A 15,526-nucleotide genomic window follows, 5' to 3' on the forward strand; every position below is an offset into this window, starting at 1 on the left:
GGGGCGACGTGATCCACGCCGCGTATTCGAAAGAAGAAATCTATAGCGACGACTGCAGATGCCCGCCGTCGACGGTGATCGTGCTGCCGGTCATGTAGCGCGACGCATCCGAGGCCAGCAATAACAGCGCGCCGGACAGATCGTCGATCTCGCCCAGACGACGCTGGGGAATGCGCTTGATCATCTTCTCGCCGGCGTCGGTTTCGAAGAATTCGCGGTTGATATCAGTGGCGATATAGCCCGGCGCGATGGCGTTGACACGAATGCCGTGCTTGGCCCACTCCAGCGCCAGGCTGCGGGTGAGCTGTTCGAGCCCGGCCTTGGACGTGGCATAGGGGGCGACGAAACCGGCCACGCGCTGACCGAGGATCGACGTGATATTGATGATGCTGCCCGGCTTGTCGGCCCTCGTGAGCCGCCGCGCGGACTCGGTCGCGACGCGCCAGCAGCCGTTGAGATTGACGTCGATGGTCTTCATCCACGCGCTTTCTTCCATGTCCAGCGCCGGGCTGGGCACGGCCACGCCGGCGTTGCATACGGTGACGTCGACGGTGCCGAAATGGGCTTCGGCCGCATCGAAGCCGGCGCGCACGGAATCGGCGTCGGTGACGTCCATGGTCACCGGCTGGGCGTCGCCGCCGCGCTCGCGAATCGACGCGGCGACGGCCTCCAGCGGTTCCTGCCGGCGCCCGCAGAGCACCACGCGCGCACCGGCCTCGGCGAGTGCATGCGCAAAGCCGCTGCCAAGCCCGCCACCGCCACCGGTGATCAGGGCAACGCGTCCGGTCATGTCGAAACGATTGGGGGCGTTCTGGGTCATGTGATCTCCTGTTTCTCCAAAAATAGAGCGAACGCTCGAAATATACAATGCGTGGAGCCAGCGGCGACTCTGTTGTGCTGTCGTCAGAGTCGCATACCTGCGTCCTATTCAGCGCGCGGGGCGGCTGGGAATCGCTCTCAGCTGAGCGTCTCGCGCGCGATCGCAATGATCCGTTCGCGCAGCCAGCGATGCGCCAGATCGTGGTGGTCGAGCGCGCCCCAGGCGATGCCGATATGAAACTCGGCCAGTTCCACCGGCGGATCGAGCACCGCCAACCCCAGATGCCGCGCCTGATAACGGGCGATGCGCGCCGGCAGCGCGACGATCATGTTGCTGTTGGCGACCAGTTCCCGTGGCAACTGGTAATGACGGGTGAGCACGCTGATTTCGCGCGCCAGCCCGCGATCGGCGAGTTCTTCGTCGATACGGCTCAGGCCAACGCCGGTCTGGGTGATCAGGACATGCTTCTGGGCCAGAAACGTCTCCAGCGTGAGTTCGCCGCCGGCTGCGACCAGCGCCGGATGATCCTTGCGAATCAGACAGGCCAGGCGATCGCTCCACAGCCGCTGCTGGTGAAAATTGGCCGGCAGCTTGCCGAAGCGGTTGACCAGAAAATCGGCCTCGCCGCGTTCGATCTGATCGATCGCGTCGCTCCCCGCCGACAGAATATTCAACGCAATGTTGGGGGCTTCCTGTTCCAGCACGCCGACCACCCGCGGCATCAGCACCGAGGCCGCATAGTCGGTGATCAGGATGGTAAACAGCCGGTGCGCGGTCTCCGGCTCGAACGCCCGATTAGGCGCGATGGCCGCTTCCATCTGGGATAGAGCGTTACGAACCGGCCGATGCAATTGTTCGGCCCGCGCGGTCGGCTGCATGCCACCGGCGGTACGCACCAGCACCGGATCCCCCAGCAGGGTCCGCAGCCGCCGCAGGGCGTTACTCATCGCCGGCTGGCTGATATCCATCGCCTGCGCGGCCTTGGTGACGCTGCGCTCACGCAGCAGCGCGTCGAGAAACACCAACAGATTCAGATCGATATCACGAATATTCATTTAAAAAATACAAGCGCGGTTTTCATGCGCTTATCTTATAGTGGATGCGCCGCAGCGGATACGCGGCATGCCGCAGCGCACGGCGTCATTCGTGCCCGTGTCCATGTGCGAGGATTGCTCCGTGCATTTCAGTTCGATTTCGGTCGAGCTGAGCATGCTGACGGTCGGCAATCGGTTCTCCGCCCTGGAACGCGCCACAGCGCGCCAATGCCGACCAGCCAACCCCCGTCCTGATTATCGGCGATCCGGATTAAATTATTGAAAAACAAAGAATATATAATGTCCAGGCGACCAATGACCAAGGCCGGATACCGGCCGGCGTTCACCAGTCTGATGGGGCGTCATCACGCTGCGTAACGGGGCCGGATCAAGCGATACTGATCGCGTGCAACCCGGCCAGACGTGGCCACTGCGGGGCGCTGTCGACGCTGCATCATCTGGCGCTTGCGCTGCCCTGCAATCAGAGTAATCTCGATGACCAGCAGGTGCGTTTTGCACCCCTTCGCCCCGCCCAGGGGCCATCGATCGGAGATCGAACCATGGTAGATAAGGAACGCGTCAAAGGCACGGTGGACAAGATCAAGGGCACTGTGAAAGAACAGGTCGGCAAGCTGACCGGTGATGAAGAAACCGAAGCGCGCGGCAAGGCCGAAAAGAACGAAGGCAAGGCACGCGACACGGTAGGCAAGGGCAAGGACAAGATCCGCGATACGTTCAAGGATTGAACCGCCGATTCCATTGCTGAAAGACGCGGCCACCCCGGCCGCGTCTTTTTTTGCCGGCGAATCCGTGCACACCGGCAAGCGAGCGGCAGTTAGACTAGGCCCATGCCTGCCCTGCTCATCGTCGCCCACGCCCCGTCCGACAACACGCGCAAGCTCGCGAATGCGGTGTTGCGCGGCGCGCGGCATCCCGATATCGACAATGTGTCGGTCACCTGGATCGAACCGCTTGAAGCGACGGCCGACGACGTCCTCGCGGCGGACGGCATCATTCTCGGCACCACCGAAAACCTGGGTTATATGAGCGGCGCGCTCAAGGACTTCTTCGATCGCGTCTACTATCCCTGTCTGGAAAAGACCGACGCGCTGCCTTTCGCACTCTACATACGGGCCGGACACGACGGCACCGGCACACGCCGGGCGGTCCAGAGCATCACCGGCGGGCTGCGCTGGAAACCGATATGCGAGCCGCTGATCTGCCGCGGCGCCTTCGAGGAGGCCTTCGAACGCGACTGCTAGGAACTGGGGCTGACGATGGCCGCCGGACTGGACGCCGGCATCTACTGACGGCCGGCGGCGCGCCCATCGATCGCGCCGGTGGCGCCCCAGGGGAGTGCCACAAGCGCCTTTTTCTTGTGCAACGAGCGCGTAGTCGTCGGCGATAAAATCGCAAGATTCTGATTTATATACATTCCGATTCTCGCCAGCGGGTCGGAAACAGCTGGCACAGGGGTTGCATTCAGGCTTGTATACATTCCCGTATGCAACGCGATGCACTTCTCCACGATTCAGGATTGGGCCACCCGATACAGACGCGGCGACGCCGACCCGACCACCGCCCTCGACAAGCTACGCCACTCCCTGGACGACGATCCGGCCTGGATCTACCGGCTCACCGCCGACGAACTGCAAACCCAACTCGACGCGCTGGCCACACGGCTGGACGCAGTGGCCGGCGACACCCGCCGCCTGCCGCTCTACGGCGTGCCGTTCGCGGTCAAGGACAATATCGATGTGGCCGGCCTGCCCACCACCGCCGGCTGTCCCGACTATGCCTACACGCCGGAACACAGCGCCGAAGCCGTGACCCGGCTGCAAGCCGCCGGCGCGGTGCTGATGGGCAAGACCAATCTCGATCAGTTCGCGACCGGGCTGGTCGGCACACGCTCGCCCTACGGCGCGGTGCCCAACGCCTTCAACGCGGATTACATCAGCGGCGGTTCCAGTTCCGGCTCGGCGTCGGTGGTGGCACGCGGGCTGATGGCGTTCTCGCTGGGCACGGACACGGCCGGTTCCGGTCGCGTGCCGGCGGGCTTCAACAACATCGTCGGGGTGAAATCCACCTGCGGTGCCATCAGTACCCGCGGCGTGGTTCCGGCCTGCCGCACCCTCGACTGTGTCTCGATCTTCGCGCTCACCGTCGACGACGCGGAGACGGTTCAGCAGGCCCTCGTCGCGTTCGACGCGGACGATGCCTATTCACGCACTGCACCTGTCCCAACTGCCGTACCGGGGGCCAGGGCCTCGATCCGGATCGGCGTGCCCCAGCAGCCGATGTTCTGCGGCGACGACCAGGCGAAAGCGAGCTTCGAGGACGCCGTGGCGCGCTGGCAGGCGCTGGGCGCCGAGATCGTGCCGCTGGATTTCACCCCGTTGCACGAGGTCGCGGCCCTGCTCTACCAGGGGCCGTGGGTGGCCGAGCGCTATGCCGCGGTGGGCGCGTTCATCGACGCGCATCCGGATGCCGTGGACCCGATCGTGGCCGAGATCGTGCAGGGCGGCCGCGACCTGTCCGCGGTGGATGCGTTTCGTGCTCAGTACCGGCTGGCCGAACTGAGCCGCAGCGCCCGCACCGTGCTCGACGGCGTCGATGCTCTGCTGGTGCCGACCTCGCCCAGCATCTATCGCATTGCCGATGTGCAGGCCGAGCCGGTCAAGCTCAACAGCAATCTCGGCATCTATACCAACTTCGTGAATCTGCTCGACTGCTGCGCGCTGGCGCTGCCGGGTGGCTTTCGCGCCGACGGCCTGCCGGCTGGTATCACTCTGATCGCCCCGGCCTGGCAAGACGCCCGCCTGAACGCACTGGGTCGGCGCTGGCAGGCAGCGAAGCCCTGGCCGCTGGGAACGAGCGAGCGCACCGCGCCCGCACCCGTGTTGGCCGACACGAGCGCGCCCGCCGCGGATTGCGTGCGGCTGGCGGTCGTGGGGGCGCATCTGCGCGGCATGCCGCTCAACACTCAGCTCACCGAACGCGATGCGGTGTTCGTGGAGCAGACCCACACCGCCGACAACTACCGCCTGCTGGCGCTGGCCGGCACCACGCCGCCCAAGCCCGGCCTGATTCGCGCGGGTGACGGCGCGGCCATCGAAGTCGAGCTCTGGGATGTGCCGGTTGCCGCATTCGGCTCGTTCGTGGCGTTGATCCCGGCGCCGCTGGGCATCGGCACCCTCACGCTCGCCGACGGGCGCGAGGTCAAGAGTTTCATCTGCGAGGGCTGGGCCGCAGACACCGCACGCGACATCACCGCCTTCGGCGGCTGGCGCGCCTTCATGACCGACGAGGGGAAATCCAGCAATGCCTGATGCATCATCACAGATCATCGATACGGTCCTGATCGCCAACCGCGGCGAGATCGCCGTGCGTATCGCGCGCACGCTCAAGGCCATGGGGGTGAAAAGCGTGGCCGTGTATTCGGACAGCGATCGCGGCAGTGCCCATGTCGATGCCGCCGACCAGGCGATTGCGCTCGGCGGCGACTCGGCGGCCGACAGCTATCTGCAGGTCGACGCGATTCTAGCGGCGGCCAGCGACAGCGGTGCGCAGGCCATTATCCCCGGCTACGGTTTTCTGTCCGAGAACGCCGACTTTGCGCGTCGCTGCGAAAACGCCGGCATCGCCTTCGTCGGCCCGACGCCGACCCAGCTGGAACAGTTCGGCCTCAAGCACACGGCGCGCGAACTGGCCGAAGCCGCCGGGGTGCCGCTGGCACCCGGTACCGGCCTGATCGAAGACGTGGATACCGCCGTCGAGGCCGGCAACCGGCTCGGTTATCCGGTGATGCTCAAATCCACCGCCGGCGGTGGCGGCATCGGCCTGTCGCGCTGCGAAGACGAAGCCGAGCTGCGCGCGGCCTTCGATCAGGTCAAGCGCCTGGGCCAGAACTACTTCAGCGATGCGGGCGTGTTTCTCGAACGCTTCATCGAGAACGCCCGCCACGTCGAAATACAGATCTTCGGTGACGGTCAGGGCCGGGTCGCGGCACTGGGCGAACGCGACTGTTCCCTGCAGCGGCGCAATCAGAAAGTCATCGAGGAGACGCCCGCGCCGCATCTGCCGGCGACGACCCGCGACGCCATGATGGCGGCGGCCCGGCGGCTGGGCGAATCGGTGAATTATCGCTCGGCGGGCACGGTCGAGTTCATCTACGACGGCGATCGCGACGAATTCTATTTCCTGGAGGTCAACACCCGCCTGCAGGTCGAACATGCCATCACCGAAGCCGTCACCGGCGTCGACCTGGTCGAATGGATGATCGACACCGCCGCGGGCCGGCCGCCGGCACTGGCCGATTTCCGGGCCGAGCCCCAGGGCGCCTCTTTCGAGGTGCGCATTTATGCCGAACAGCCGGCGAAGGATTTCCAGCCGTCGCCCGGCACGCTGACCGAAGTGGTATTCCCCGACAATGTCCGCGTCGATACCTGGGTCGCCGACGGCGCCGAGGTGTCGTCGCACTTCGACCCGATGATCGCCAAGCTCATCGTCCACGGCCCTGATCGCGACGCCGCGCTGGCCCGACTCGCAACCGCGCTGGACGCCACGCGCCTGTCCGGCATCGCGACCAATCTCGACTATCTGCGCCAGATCGTGGCCGACGCCCGGTTCCAGGCCGGCGATGTCGCCACCTCATTCCTGGCCGACTTCGCGTATCGGCCGCCGTTTATGGAAATCGTCAAACCCGGCACCTACACGACGATCCAGGATTATCCGGGCCGCACCGGCTACTGGCATGTCGGCGTGCCGCCGTCCGGCCCGATGGACGACTACGCTTTCCGGCTGGGCAATCGCATCGTGGGCAATCACCCGGCCGCGGCGGGCATCGAATGCACGATCCTGGGGCCGACGATCGTCTTTCATGTCGATGCCCTGATCGCCCTGACCGGCGCGCACACGAACGCGACCGTGGACGACACACCGGTGGATTTCTGGACGCCGGTGACGATCGCCGCCGGCCAGACGCTGACCGTGGGCAAGGCCGATCAGGGCTGTCGCAGCTATCTGGCGGTGCGCGGTGGTATCGACGTGCCCGATTATCTGGGCAGCAAGTCGACCTTCGCCCTGGCCCAGTTCGGCGGCCACGCCGGTCGCCCGCTGCGCGCCGGCGACATGCTCGCCGTCACCGATGCACGACGACCCAACAACCCGACCCCGGCACCCGGATACACGCCGCAGGCCGCACCCGCGGCGCTGATTCCACACTATGCCGATCACTGGGAGATCGGCGTGCTCATGGGCCCGCACGGCGCCCCGGATTTCTTCACCCAGGCATCGGTCGAACAGTTCTTCGCCACCGACTGGGAAGTCCACTACAACTCGAACCGACTCGGCGTGCGACTGAACGGGCCCAAGCCGACCTTTGCACGCGAGAACGGCGGCGAGGCCGGGCTGCATCCGTCCAATATCCACGACACCGAATATGCCGTGGGCGCGATCAACTTCACTGGCGACATGCCGGTGATCCTGACCCGCGACGGGCCGAGCCTGGGCGGTTTCGTCTGCCCGGTCACGATTGCCGCGGCCGAACTGTGGAAGGTCGGCCAGGTGTCGCCGGGCGACACCATTCATTTTGTCGCCATCGGTTTCGACGAGGCCGTGGCCCGTGACAACGCGCTCGATGCCGCCTGTGCTGAGTTCACCGTGCCCGCCGAACGTGACCTGCTGCCAGCGCCGGCCCAGATCGAAACATCGTCGCCCTGTGTGCTGGCCGAATGCGCGGCCGAGGGCAGTCGCCCCGCGGTCACCTACCGCCAGGCCGGCGACCGCTACATCCTGATCGAATACGGACCCATCGTGCTCGACCTGCGCTTTAGGCTGCGGGTTTACCTATTGATGCAGGCGATCGAGAAAACGCCGGTCGCGGGCGTGGTCGAGCTGTCGCCCGGAGTGCGCTCGCTGCAGGTGAACTACGACAGCCGACGGATTCATCAAAGGGATCTGGTCGCGGCGCTGCTCGAGGTCGAAGCGAACCTGCCCGAGGTCGATGATCTCAAGCTGCCCACACGCGTGCTGCATCTGCCGATGGCGTTCGAGGATGATGCCACCCTGGATGCGGTATCCCGCTATCGCCAATCGGTGCGCGACACCGCGCCGTGGCTGCCCAATAACGTGGATTTCATTCAGCGCATCAACGGCCTGCAATCACGCGAACAGGTGCGCGACGTGATCTATGCGGCCAGCTATATGGTCATGGGCCTGGGCGACGTGTATCTGGGCGCGCCCTGCGCGGTACCGGTGGACCCGCGGCATCGACTGGTGACCTCCAAGTACAATCCCGCGCGCACCTACACCGCCGAAGGCACCGTCGGCATCGGCGGCGTATATATGTGCATCTACGGCATGGATTCGCCGGGCGGCTACCAACTGGTCGGGCGCACCCTGCCGATCTGGAACAAGTTCGGTCATAACCGCCAGTTCGAGCCCGGCGAGCCCTGGCTGCTGCGCTTTTTCGATCAGGTGCGCTACTACCCGGTCGATCAGGCAAAGCTGGCCGAGATGCGCGCCGAGTTCCGGGCCGGCCGCCTGCACGCCGAAATCAGCGAAGAGATCTTCGATTTTGCCGACTACCGACAGTTTCTCGAAGACAACGCCGACGATATCGCGGCCTTCAAGACACGCCAGGATGCGGCCTTTGCCCGGGAAGTGGAACACTGGCACGCCGAGGCCGACAGCGCACCGCAAGACACGGCGGCAGACACGCCGCTGGCGATGGCCGACGACATCGACGGCGAGATCGTCGCCTCGGAGGTCAGCGGCAATGTCTGGAAACTGCACGTCGAAGACGGCGGCCGGGTCGCCCAGGGCGATCCCCTGCTGATTGTAGAGGCCATGAAGATGGAGTTCGCCCTGGATGCGCCGGTAGCCGGCATCGTGCGCGCGCTGCGCTGCGCCGAGGGCACCGTGGTGTCGGCTGGCGATCCGCTGCTCGTCATCGCGCCCGCCTGAGCCGGCGATGAGCGCAGCAATCCACGTACCGACAGCGCCGGCGCATGGCGGCAAGAGCCGCGGTAATCTGGGCGACCGGATCTATCGTCAGCTCAAGCAGGAGATCTTCGATTTCCGCCTGATTCCGGGCGATCGCCTGTCCGAAAACGAGATTGCCGCGCGCGTGAATGCCAGCCGCACGCCGGTGCGCGAGGCCCTGTTCAGACTCCAGCGCGACGGCTATGTGGAAGTGCTCTCCCGCAGCGGCTGGCAGGTTCGGCCCTTCGATTTTGATTATTTCGAGGAGTTGTACGACGTACGCACGGTGCTCGAATGCGCCTGCGTGCAGCGTATCTGCGAGCTGGCCGGTGTGCCGCCCGAACTCGAGGCATTGAAACCGGCCTGGCTGGTGCCGGTCGCCGAGCGGCTGAGCGAGAGCGAGACCGTATGGGGTCTGGACGAGCGCTTCCACGCGGCACTGGTCCGCGCCGCCGGCAACACCGTAATGGTCGCGATGCACGATGACGTCACGGAACGTATCCGCATCATCCGCCGACTGGATTTCACCCAATCCAGACGCGTGCAGGCAACCTACGACGAGCACGCCGAGATCCTGCGCGCACTGCTGCAAAAGCGCGCCGCGCAGGCCCAGATGCTGCTCAGGTCACACATCCGCAGCAGCCGCAACGAAGTACGCAAGATCACGCTGCACATGCTCTATGAGGCACGACAAAGCGCACAGGCTTGACGCGACACCCGTACCGGAAAGCCGGTCCGCTGGCCGGCGTACAATCAGCGCTATCCGATTCCCGCGAGTTTCCCGCGTGCGCCCAGCCCGCATTCGTTGTCTATTGCTGTTGAGCCTGTGTGTTCTCGCCGGCTGCGCGGCGACGCCGGTGCACACCCTTGCGGTACCGCCAGCGACCGAGCAGCCACCGCCGGCCCGGTTTCCCACGCCGCGCAAACCGTTCAGCGCACCCGGCGACGACCCGTTTCATGCCCAGCCGTCGGCCGCGGAACTGGCCGCCACGCCGCCGGGCACCGTGATGCGCTACCGCCCCATCGCGGCCGAATCCTATTATTTCTTCGACGTCGATGCCCAAGCCTGGCAGCTGCTCTATCGCACCAGCGATACATTCGGCAAGCCGCAGGCCGATGTCGCCACGATTCTGGTGCCGGACGATCCCCAGCCCCGGCTGTTGTCCTATCAGACCGCCTACGATGCACTCACACGGCGTTGCGCGCCGTCCTACGAAATCCTCAGTGGGTCGATGGTGGAACAGCTGCTGGTCAACAAGGCGCTGCGCCGCGGCTGGGTCGTGGTGCTTCCGGACTACGAAGGCCCGGAAGCGCAATTCATTGCCGGCATCAATTCAGGCCGCGGCGTGCTCGACGGCATCCGCGCCGCGCAGACATTTCTGCCCGACAGACTTGTCGGCGCCGACACGCCGGTGGCCCTCTGGGGTTATTCCGGCGGCGCGTTCGCCAGTCTCTGGGCCGCGGAACAGGCCGCGAGCTATGCACCCCGAATTCATATCGCCGGGGTCGCGGCGGGCGGTCCGCCGGCCGATCTCGCGAGTACCGCGGAGCATATCGACGGCGGGCTGTTCGCGGGTCTGTATTTCGCGGCGGTGATCGGGCTGTCACGGGCCTACGACACGATCGACACCGATGCCCTGCTCAACGACAAGGGTCGGCGGATGTTCGCCGATCTCGACCAAAGCTGTGTCGGTCAGGAACTGGCCTGGGTCAAGGACCCGCTGCTGTCCGGTTACACCTTCGACAGCATGCACGAGTACACGACGGTCGACGATCTGTTGAGCGTGCCCGCGGTACAGCGCGTCACCCGCGAGAATCGGCTCGGCCAGCGCGGCTTCGACGCGCCACTGCTGTATTACCACGCCTTCTTCGACCAGCTCACGCCGCGCAAGGACGCCAGGGCGCTCGCGCGCACCTACTGCGACAAGGGCATACCGGTGCGATTCGACTACGCCTTCGGCGAGCACATCAGCGCCGCGCTGACCCACGCATCGACGGCAGTGGCTTATCTGGCCGACCGGTTTGCCGGTATACCGCCACCCAGCGATTGCTCTGCCCTGCAGCGCACGGCAAATCCGCCACGTTGAGTAACCGCCGCCCAGTACCTTGTTTCAGGCCGGCATACGTCTCAAGGCAGCGCGCGAGGCACATACGCCCTTTGAATGACTGGCGCCGCGCAGACGCGTCGCGCGATAGGTGGCATCGACGACCGCAGCACAACGGCTGGCCGCCGCTTCCATGCGATCTTCATCGGCCGCGGTCATTGCCGCCATGTCACATAAATAGCGTCGCAAGGTACGCGCCGCCAGCGGATTCGCGCTCACGAGCACGAGTTCGTCACGGCGGGCGCGCTCTATGAGGCTGCCGAAACGAGCCAGGGGTATGGCATCGAGTTCGGCCTCGTAGGCAGCCACGAATGCGTCGGCCGACTCGAAGTCGTTGCCCTGGATGCGTTGCAGCAGGCCCGAAGGGGCGAGATCACAGTAAAGCGGGTCGATGGTATGTCCAATATGATTGGGTGGTGGATTGCGATCCACCCATGCACGCATCGCGATCGAAGACTCGGCGCCATTCGAAATAGTTCTTGCTGCATCGGGCTTTTCGATTTCTATCTTCACGAACGATGCATCCCTCGACCCCGCGGCATAAAGACCTTCGGATAGCGACGCAACCCACACATCCCATCTCCGGTGTCGACACGGCGATCCATCGTTTGCCAGTGTCCGAATTTCCATTCAGATACAGCTATTAGATCGGCCGGTGTGCCGGAAACTGCAGCCTTACGTGCATGTACATCTATTGTACTCAATAAAGCCGCGCAATCCTGAGGTGCGCGGCGCGTTGCCGCACATGCTTTAGTCGCAGTACGGGAGTGTCCGGCCTCACTTTTATATGCGCTCGTCGCACCGAACACAATGATACGAAACAGACACTTGAGAGTGTAGCGGGATCTTGCCCATGCGCCGGCCTCCTCTTTGCCGCTAGGGTATTCCCTTGCCATGACGACGAAGACCGACGGCAGACACGACCCAAGCCAGCAACACCAGTTGCAAAGGCAGACGCAGGTACAGCATCCAGGGCGCGAACGCCGGAAACTGCGCTGCGTGCAGCGCCATGTTCAGATTCGCCGGGAACACCGCCACGATCAGCAACAGCAGACCGATCCCCGCGACGCGGCGGCTGCGCGGCCATAGCAGACCGACGGCGCCCAGCAGTTCGCAGGTACCGCTGATGGCCACCATCAGTCGCGGCTCGGGTATATAGGCGGGCACGATCGCCACGAAAAACCGCGCCAGCGCGAAATGACCGATGCCGCCCATCAGAAAGAAACCGCTGATGCCCAGCAGCAGCCCGAACTGAAGCCAGGAGTGGGTCGCCAGCGGATATGCCGGCGTTCGGGATACGCGCGTCATCGGCTCAACGCAAAGTGGTGTTGGTAATTGCACCCGGACGATAAGCCGACACGGCGTTTTCCGGCGTCGGCGTGCCCATGACGTCGCGCTGCTTCCAGGTACCACGGGCGAACCAGATACACGCAATGGCCGCGGTGATCACGTTCTGGACCGGATAGGCGATCCATATCCCGACTTCGCCCAGGCTGGTGTTGTTCGACAGCAACCACGCCAGCGGAAACTGCAGCATCCATAGCGAGACCAGCGCGATCGCCATCGCCACGAGGGTGTTGCCGGAACCGCGAAACGCCCCGGTGATGACCTGCTGGGCGCCGATCAGACCGTAGGAAAAAGCCGTGATGCGTACGAACAGCGCGCCCTTCTCGATGACCTGCGGCGCATCCGGCACGAACGCGGTGACGATCTCGCGCGCGAACACGAAACCGACCACGCCGAATATCGACAGGCTCACGAGCGCGAAGGCAGCACTGAGCCACGCCGTGTGCTCGGCCCGGTCGATCTTGCCGGCGCCGATGTTCTGGCCGATCAGCGCCGAGGTCGCCTGCGACAGACCCAGCGCCGGGATGATGACGAAGCTGAGCATGCGCGTGCCGATGCCGTAGGCCGCGAGCGTGACCGTGCCGAATCCGGCCACCAGAATCGTCATCAGCATGAGCCCGAGGGCACGGGTGGACTGCTCGACGGCGGCCGGCAGGCCGAGCTTGAGCAGACGCCACAGCAGCGCTGGATCCGGGCGCAGATTGTGCAGGCGCAGGCTGATCCCGTAACGGCCCGAAAACAGCATCGTCAGGCCGACGACCGCGGCCAGGCCCTGGGTAATCACCGTCGCCAGTGCTGCGCCGCTCACGCCCAGGGCGGGCATCGGTCCATAGCCGAGGATGAACAACGGATCGAGAAAGAAATTGAGCACCACCGTGCCGGTCACGATCAGCAGCGGCGTGCGCGCGTCACCCACCCCACGCATCAGCGACTGGAAGATGACGTAGGCGAACAGGAACGGCAGGCCCACGAAGGAGACCTGCAGATAGCGCGATGCCAACGGCAGCACGTCGTCGGCCGCGCCCAGAAACGCCACGATATACGGCGCGCCGATGAAGCCGACGACCGCCAGCACCAGCGAGATGAGCACGACCCCGACCAGCGCCTGGGCGGATACTTCGTTGACCGCGGCGGTATTGCCAGCGCCCTGGTACTGCGACACCAGGATCGTACCGGCGACCGCCAATCCGAGGCCCAGCGAGATCAGGAAGAAGATCACCGGAAAACTCAGCGACACCGCCGCCACCGCGCTCGCGCCGAGGCGGCCCACCCAGAAGGTGTCGATCAGCTGGTAGGCGGTCTGCAGCAGATTGGCGAACACGATCGGCACCGCCAGACGCAGCAGCGCCCGGGGGATCGATCCGCTGGTCAGACTGGGAATTGCACGCGCCACATCGTCTCCTTGTTTCTCATACAGCTGCTGATCGACGCGTGTCGTTCAGGGCCGGGCCCCATGAAGCGGCTCCGCCGAGCGTAACGATGCGATCTCGTGCGCCGCGTATCGGGCGCAACAATACACGTCGGTCTGCCAGATCATTTGCGGGCGCGTGCCGACCACGAGGTGCTCAGCCGCTGCGCGGTTGCGCCTCGATCATCGTCAAGTGCTCGTAGTCCTTGACGATGCGATCGCCCGGGATGACGCGCGAATGAAAGGCTGTGTATACGCCCGGCGCAAGCAATCGGCAGGCCATCAGCGCCTGGGCCATGTTCTGCAGCGCATCGCTGTCGGCCACGCGGTAGGGCACCATCGCGCCGGTGAGCACGACTGGGATCGATAACTGCTCCAGACCTTCGATGAGTGCCGCGGCCGTATCGGCCAGGGTGTCGGTGCCATGGGTGATCAGCACCGCATGGCAGTCCGCCGCGGCCATTGTTGTGGCAACCGCGGCCACGATACGGCCGCGATCATCGGCGTCCATGTCGAGCGAATCCATCGCCATGACACGCTCGAGCCGCAGATCGACATCGGGCTGGCGAAGTTCGGCCAGCAGATGGTCGAGTACCGGGACGTCGAGCGTGAGCGCGCCGCGCGCCGCGTCATAGGTCTTTTCGATCGTGCCGCCGGTGGCCAGCACCCGGATCGTGAATGGCGAGATCGCTGCGGGCTCGGATGTACCTGTCATGAAAATAAGCTCAGAACTCGAGACAGATCTTGCCGAAATGTTTCTGCGCTTCCTGATGGCGAAATGCCTGGGCGAGCTCGTCGAGGCCGAAGGTCGTATCGATGACCGGCTCGATGCCGTTGGCTTCGAGCGCGCGCACCATGTCGTGCTGCTCCGAGCGGCTGCCGACCGTGATGCCTTTCATGGTGAGATTGGAATAGAAGAACTGCGCGGTCGGCACCTCGCCCTTCACGCCGGTGAGCACGCCGATCAGGCTGATATGTCCGCCCATGCGGCAGGCCGCGATCGACTGGCCGAGCGTGGCGGGGCCGCCGATCTCGACCACCGCGTCCACGCCGCGCCCGCCGGTGAGCTGCTTGGCGACCTTGCCCCACTTCGGCTGTTCGGCGTAGTTGATCACCTCGTCCGCACCCAGTTCCCGCAGGCGTTCGAGCTTGGCCGCGGAACTGGAGGTCGCGATCACGCGCGCGCCCGCGGCCTTGGCGAACTGCAGCGCGAACAGCGACACGCCGCCGGTACCGAGCACCAGGACCGTATCGCCCGGCTTGATCCGTGCCTCCACCATCAGCGCGCGCCACGCGGTCAACGCCGCACAGGGAAGCGTCGCCGCCTGCGCAAACGAATAGCCGCGCGGCGCATGGGTGAACGAGGACACCGGCGCGGTCACATATTCCGCGGCCATGCCTTCGCCGCGATCTCCCGGGGTGCCGTCGCGTTTGGCCAGACTGATCGGGCCGTCCTCCCAGTTGGGAAAGAAGGTCGACATGACCCGATCGCCCACGGCGAATGCCTCGACCGAGGCACCGACCGCCACCACGTCGCCGGCACCGTCCGACATCAGCACGCGACCGTCTTCGGTTGGTATCGTGCCGTTGGCCACGGCGTAGTCGTGATAGTTGAGCGAACTCGCCCGAACCCGTACCTGAATCTCGCCCTCGCCCGGGTCCACCACGTCGCGCTCGGCGACCTGAATCCGGTCCAGTCCACCGGGCGCCTGGAGTATTGCAGCCTTCATCACTGATCCTTGTGTTCGATGCGCGCGGTACGAGGCGCCGAGGCAGATACCCACGGCACACACCCGTCGCGCTTTGATCCGACCCAGACAATAGCAGT

13 protein-coding genes are annotated in these 15,526 nt (G+C 65.0%); 6 read left to right on the forward strand and 7 right to left on the reverse strand.

Going from position 1 to position 15,526, the window contains the following annotated elements; genetic code table 11:
- Positions 1-40: 40 nt before the first annotated feature.
- Both ACFOSU_RS03795 and ACFOSU_RS03800 read right to left on the reverse strand, forming a co-directional pair.
- Entirely contained in the window at positions 41-820 is a 780-nt protein-coding gene (locus ACFOSU_RS03795) for an SDR family NAD(P)-dependent oxidoreductase (protein ID WP_380686612.1), read from the reverse strand.
- 137 nt (positions 821-957) lie between these two features.
- Positions 958-1,875 (reverse strand): LysR family transcriptional regulator, encoded by a 918-nt coding sequence (locus ACFOSU_RS03800; RefSeq protein ID WP_380686614.1) that lies wholly within the window; start codon positions 1,873-1,875, stop codon positions 958-960.
- A 539-nt stretch (positions 1,876-2,414) separates the two neighbouring features.
- Between ACFOSU_RS03800 and ACFOSU_RS03805 the strand changes: the two genes are divergently transcribed.
- The 6 genes from ACFOSU_RS03805 to ACFOSU_RS03830 all read left to right on the forward strand — a co-directional run bounded on the left by ACFOSU_RS03805 (position 2,415) and on the right by ACFOSU_RS03830 (position 10,925).
- Positions 2,415-2,600, forward strand: a complete 186-nt coding sequence (locus ACFOSU_RS03805) for a CsbD family protein (protein ID WP_380686617.1) — start codon at positions 2,415-2,417, stop codon at positions 2,598-2,600.
- 102 nt (positions 2,601-2,702) lie between these two features.
- Positions 2,703-3,116 (forward strand): flavodoxin family protein, encoded by a 414-nt coding sequence (locus ACFOSU_RS03810; RefSeq protein ID WP_380686619.1) that lies wholly within the window; start codon positions 2,703-2,705, stop codon positions 3,114-3,116.
- Positions 3,117-3,368: 252 nt separating this feature from the next.
- On the forward strand, positions 3,369-5,183 hold the full coding sequence (atzF, locus tag ACFOSU_RS03815; protein WP_380686622.1) for an allophanate hydrolase: 1,815 nt from the start codon (positions 3,369-3,371) through the stop codon (positions 5,181-5,183).
- Positions 5,176-8,820, forward strand: coding sequence for an urea carboxylase (gene uca / locus ACFOSU_RS03820; protein ID WP_380686624.1), 3,645 nt, complete (start codon positions 5,176-5,178; stop codon positions 8,818-8,820). Before atzF ends, uca begins: the two co-directional genes overlap by 8 nt.
- Positions 8,821-8,827: 7 nt before the next feature.
- The gene (locus tag ACFOSU_RS03825; RefSeq protein ID WP_380686626.1) at positions 8,828-9,547 is read left to right on the forward strand and encodes a GntR family transcriptional regulator; all 720 of its coding nucleotides are present in this window, start codon (positions 8,828-8,830) and stop codon (positions 9,545-9,547) included.
- 76 nt (positions 9,548-9,623) lie between these two features.
- Positions 9,624-10,925, forward strand: a complete 1,302-nt coding sequence (locus ACFOSU_RS03830) for a lipase family protein (protein WP_380686628.1) — start codon at positions 9,624-9,626, stop codon at positions 10,923-10,925.
- A 24-nt stretch (positions 10,926-10,949) separates the two neighbouring features.
- Here ACFOSU_RS03830 and ACFOSU_RS03835 read toward each other — a convergent pair whose 3' ends face one another.
- From ACFOSU_RS03835 to ACFOSU_RS03855, 5 genes are all read right to left on the reverse strand, one after another.
- Complete coding sequence (locus ACFOSU_RS03835) at positions 10,950-11,456, reverse strand: DUF488 family protein, N3 subclade (protein WP_380686630.1); 507 nt, start codon at positions 11,454-11,456, stop codon at positions 10,950-10,952.
- 363 nt (positions 11,457-11,819) lie between these two features.
- Positions 11,820-12,251 (reverse strand): DoxX family protein, encoded by a 432-nt coding sequence (locus tag ACFOSU_RS03840; protein ID WP_380686632.1) that lies wholly within the window; start codon positions 12,249-12,251, stop codon positions 11,820-11,822.
- A 4-nt stretch (positions 12,252-12,255) separates the two neighbouring features.
- Positions 12,256-13,683, reverse strand: coding sequence for an MATE family efflux transporter (locus ACFOSU_RS03845; RefSeq protein ID WP_380686634.1), 1,428 nt, complete (start codon positions 13,681-13,683; stop codon positions 12,256-12,258).
- A gap of 172 nt (positions 13,684-13,855) precedes the next feature.
- Complete coding sequence (locus tag ACFOSU_RS03850; RefSeq protein ID WP_380686635.1) at positions 13,856-14,413, reverse strand: asparaginase domain-containing protein; 558 nt, start codon at positions 14,411-14,413, stop codon at positions 13,856-13,858.
- A 10-nt stretch (positions 14,414-14,423) separates the two neighbouring features.
- A complete protein-coding gene (locus tag ACFOSU_RS03855; RefSeq protein ID WP_380686637.1) occupies positions 14,424-15,428 on the reverse strand; it encodes a zinc-dependent alcohol dehydrogenase family protein in 1,005 nt (334 codons plus the stop codon).
- Positions 15,429-15,526 lie beyond the last annotated feature (98 nt).

Source organism: Salinisphaera aquimarina (genome assembly GCF_042643355.1).
GTDB classification, from domain to species: domain Bacteria; phylum Pseudomonadota; class Gammaproteobacteria; order Nevskiales; family Salinisphaeraceae; genus Salinisphaera; species Salinisphaera aquimarina.

Bases quoted from the DNA above. Each gene is read 5' to 3' on its own strand.
- ACFOSU_RS03850 (WP_380686635.1), bottom strand. From the start codon at position 14,413: ATGACAGGTACATCCGAGCCCGCAGCGATCTCGCCATTCACGATCCGG.
- ACFOSU_RS03805 (WP_380686617.1), top strand. From the start codon at position 2,415: ATGGTAGATAAGGAACGCGTCAAAGGCACGGTGGACAAGATCAAGGGC.
- ACFOSU_RS03795 (WP_380686612.1), bottom strand. From the start codon at position 820: ATGACCCAGAACGCCCCCAATCGTTTCGACATGACCGGACGCGTTGCC.
- ACFOSU_RS03855 (WP_380686637.1), bottom strand. From the start codon at position 15,428: ATGAAGGCTGCAATACTCCAGGCGCCCGGTGGACTGGACCGGATTCAG.
- ACFOSU_RS03800 (WP_380686614.1), bottom strand. From the start codon at position 1,875: ATGAATATTCGTGATATCGATCTGAATCTGTTGGTGTTTCTCGACGCG.
- ACFOSU_RS03840 (WP_380686632.1), bottom strand. From the start codon at position 12,251: ATGACGCGCGTATCCCGAACGCCGGCATATCCGCTGGCGACCCACTCC.
- atzF (WP_380686622.1), top strand. From the start codon at position 3,369: ATGCACTTCTCCACGATTCAGGATTGGGCCACCCGATACAGACGCGGC.
- uca (WP_380686624.1), top strand. From the start codon at position 5,176: ATGCCTGATGCATCATCACAGATCATCGATACGGTCCTGATCGCCAAC.
- ACFOSU_RS03825 (WP_380686626.1), top strand. From the start codon at position 8,828: ATGAGCGCAGCAATCCACGTACCGACAGCGCCGGCGCATGGCGGCAAG.
- ACFOSU_RS03810 (WP_380686619.1), top strand. From the start codon at position 2,703: ATGCCTGCCCTGCTCATCGTCGCCCACGCCCCGTCCGACAACACGCGC.